Below are 3,602 nucleotides of genomic sequence, written 5' to 3' on the forward strand. Positions count from 1 at the left end.
ATAAATCAGTCCCAAAGTTCAAAACCCAGCAACCAAAAATATGGTTGCTATATGTTCATTTAATTTTATGATCTACTCGTTTAAACTCGTAGAATAAAATTAAATTCTCAAAGTTCAAAATCATCTTCGCTTATCTTCTGAATGTCTAAGCGAACGTACAACATTTGTAAACAATATAGTGTTATCACAAGCAACTTTAAATAAATTATAGTCATTCATTCTAAGTATGTTTAATAAATCTATATATTCTGTAATTCCATTATCGTTAATTATATCCATTATCTTTCCAATAGCTTCATACTTTTCTTCTTTTGTTAATGACACATAAGAAGAAATATCAAAGCCATTATATAATTTTATATCTTTTTCATCGTATTGATATTTTTCAGGGTTATCCATGTGAGTGAAATATCTATATGCACCACGCACGCTTTCTAATTTAACAGGTTGAGGCGCATTTACTTTTTCAGCTATTTTCATTGCTGCATTTTGAGTAACCGGCCCATCCCATATTAATATTACATGCCAATGTGGTTTTTTTATTTCTCCATCTGGATTTGTATCTTTATCATGCAAAGGAGAAACTGCAAATTGCATAAAAGTTTCCTCTAATAATTCTTGCCAATTTTCGGGGGCTGATTCTGGGTAAACAACCATACCCCACGTTCTTGATTTAGTGTATTTAGCCATGGTATTATATTGGTGATTAACAAAACATGTCAGGTCATGACATCATCGCAAAAAGAATCTTGTTGGGGCAAGGTTCTTTTTTTTATCCTAAATCACCATACTCCTTTCTTAAATATTTAGTGATTAACGTTTCAATCTGACTAGACTTATTTATTTTATATTTTTTATTCACTTTTTCTAATTCCTCAATTAGCTCTGGCGGTAATGTAATATTTAATCTTTTTCTCTCTTTTTTATTCTCCAATATCAAAAAACACCTCCAAAATTGCTTATGTGTTCAATATACATGTATATGCGCATAAAGTCAATAATATGCTCATTATTTTTCACAATGCACAATGCACTCCTAGGGGGGGTCGTAGTACCCCCCTAGGAAAACACCCCAAAAATATGTGAAATAACCCCCGAAAAAAACACTAACCCAAAAACCAAAAAATTACTAAAATTGGCGTGACATTTCATATCATGTTATAACATTCTAATAGCATATTGTAGAATCGGCTAAGTTATTCATAGCAGATATAAAAATTAATCAAGAATAACACCAGAAACGTTTACGGAAGGTTGGCGTTTCAACTAACTGGTATAAACCTGTCTGTCGTTTGGCGTTAGTGCGCAAACGTAATAAAACAAATGCACTATTAACCTCTGTTAGTGAGGCAATATGCTATAAAAGAGCACTGACCCAAAAAGGATCAGTGCTCTTTTTTTATATTATTAAATATCTTTTGTGTTCTCGCCTCTATTTCTACAATACGCCCAATTATCGTTTCATCGTCATATCTATCCAAGAAAGCCTTCAATTCTTCAACTGAGCCTTTAATATACTCTAGTTCTCTAATTACTAATTCTTTTTTATCATCATTCACTTTGCGCACTCCCTTTTTATGTTTATTCCAATTCCTCTATTTGCCGACGATTCTGCGCTCCTTAATAATCCTAAAGCTGTCCATCGGTCGATTTGATAGCTGACGCTATCCGACCGCTGGCGCTTTTAGTCTAATTAAGGGCTCTCATCGACAAATAGATTTTCTCGGCATAAAACGTGCTTAATCTCTTATATGGCTCATATAACCCCTATAAAATGCAATATAAGCACTAATATCGTTGTTAGGATACTTGAACCCCCAATTGTAATTAATTGGCTTTTAAGGGCATTTACGTTGTTTATATGGCGAATATGCCCAATCATATTACTGAAGTTCTGGTCCATCGAGTTCAATTTCGAGTTGTGGCTCTGCTCTATCTTCTCCAATGTCGGCTTGATTGTCTCTAACATTTTCTTGTTCTCTGTCTGGAAGTTCTTCATCTGCTCGTCCATTAAGTTCTGCAGTGCGCTCATTATGCTTTTCAAATGCTCTACGGAAGTCTCGTTCTCGCTTGCTATTTCTTTTTGTGCCTTTGTGATTTGGTTTAGTATCTTGTCCGACGCTTTGTGTATCGCCGTTATCTCTTGAGTAATGCTCGATTCTAGTAACATCGGCTCGTTTCTCAACGTTCTTATCTGTGCCTCTAGGTCTTTCATTTGTTCTAGCAACTTGTTTTGGTCTATCTGATTGCGTCTGTTGTTCTGTTCGTTCACTCTCTCTGTTAAGCTCATTGTTTATCGTTCCTTTCTCGTAAGCATTGCCTAAAGTTTTACCTCTAACAAATGCTTTTTTATCGGGATGTTTGAAACTGATATTCTTTCCACGTTCCTTAACTTCAATACCGTAGTTCTCTTGCATATTATCTTTAAATTCATCAAAGCTATTCGCATTTAATTTTTCTTTATCAATCGCTTGTCTAATTTCATCTTTCCAACTGATTTGACCTTTTTCTATGATTGCTCTTTCTGCCTGTGTGTACCTAATTTGTGCCTGTTTGTTGCTAGAATTAACTAAATTGTATCTTTGACATAACTCATTACTTTTATTACGCATTTCATAAAGCTTATTTCTATCATTCACAAATTTTTTCCCTGTATTCATATTCACACTATTTATGCATATATGATTATGAATATGGTCTCTGTCTGTATGCGTATAAATCGTTATTTCATGGTCTGGTGCAACTTCTTTTGCTAATTCTTGACCTATCTCATTGGCTTCTTCTGGTGTGATATTATCTTCTGGATCGAATGACTGAATTAAATGATAACCCTGTCGTCCGTCATTTTTATTAAATATCATTCGTGTTGTTTTCATCTGCTCTTTCGCAAATTCATCATCGACATTTACACCTGATTGCACTTCTGCTTTCTTTTCTGCATACGATATAAGCCTATTTAAAGACTTTGTAGCGCTTATTTTAATAACTGCCATAGTTTCCCCATCTCGTTTCTTAAATCGCCTAATTCGTCCAATAGTGCGTTTCCTATGTCATAATCAATTAATTCTTTTGTATTCACTGCTCTTGTAATCTGATTAATATTCGTTCCAATTGCCCTTAATTCTTTCGCAATTTCAATTGCACCTTGTCTATCAATCAATGGTGCTTTTATACGTTTTTTCTGCGTTGCATCTTTCGCAAGCATTGGAACAGATGTATTTAACGTTTCTGCCATTTGTTCTAATCGCTCATACTCTTGTTCAGTTACTCTGAATTTTATCTGCTTGCGTTCTCGTCTATTCTCCGTAGCCAACAATCGCACCTCTCTTCATCAAGTTTAGGGGGCGACGGCAAAAATGTGCCGTCAAATTTGCCCCCTAAAGCTATCATGTTTTTAGTCTGGCGCTTAATATTTGCGCCACCCTAAAAAACGCCCGTATGTTGAATTATTTAATTGTTGGCAACAATTAAATAAACAACTTTACGGTCTCATCATAGCATTGATGAGAGAGCTTTGGCAAGATACGTGTATGGTACCCATACACCTACTTGTTGGGGCGCTCCCCAATCCCCCTGTTTTTGCTAACGCAAAAAGGGACTGA

The 3,602-nt window shown here is 35.1% G+C and carries 5 protein-coding genes; all 5 read right to left on the bottom strand.

Going from position 1 to position 3,602, the window contains the following annotated elements:
- Positions 1 to 120: 120 nt before the first annotated feature.
- The 5 genes from JVV30_RS11555 to JVV30_RS11575 all read right to left on the bottom strand — a co-directional run bounded on the left by JVV30_RS11555 (position 121) and on the right by JVV30_RS11575 (position 3,313).
- Entirely contained in the window at positions 121 to 690 is a 570-nt protein-coding gene (locus JVV30_RS11555) for a replication protein (protein WP_069996713.1), read from the bottom strand.
- 82 nt (positions 691 to 772) lie between these two features.
- On the bottom strand, positions 773 to 934 hold the full coding sequence (locus JVV30_RS11560) for a ribbon-helix-helix domain-containing protein (RefSeq protein ID WP_165628176.1): 162 nt from the start codon (positions 932 to 934) through the stop codon (positions 773 to 775).
- Between the two features lie 451 nt (positions 935 to 1,385).
- Positions 1,386 to 1,559, bottom strand: a complete 174-nt coding sequence (locus JVV30_RS11565; RefSeq protein ID WP_165628177.1) for a hypothetical protein — start codon at positions 1,557 to 1,559, stop codon at positions 1,386 to 1,388.
- A gap of 324 nt (positions 1,560 to 1,883) precedes the next feature.
- A complete protein-coding gene (locus tag JVV30_RS11570) occupies positions 1,884 to 2,993 on the bottom strand; it encodes a relaxase/mobilization nuclease domain-containing protein (protein ID WP_165628178.1) in 1,110 nt (369 codons plus the stop codon).
- Positions 2,975 to 3,313 (bottom strand): plasmid mobilization protein, encoded by a 339-nt coding sequence (locus JVV30_RS11575; RefSeq protein ID WP_165628179.1) that lies wholly within the window; start codon positions 3,311 to 3,313, stop codon positions 2,975 to 2,977. Before JVV30_RS11575 ends, JVV30_RS11570 begins: the two co-directional genes overlap by 19 nt.
- Between the last annotated feature and the right edge of the window lie 289 nt (positions 3,314 to 3,602).

It is taken from the genome of Staphylococcus sp. GDY8P47P (genome assembly GCF_016892225.1).
In the GTDB taxonomy this organism is placed as follows: domain Bacteria; phylum Bacillota; class Bacilli; order Staphylococcales; family Staphylococcaceae; genus Staphylococcus; species Staphylococcus borealis.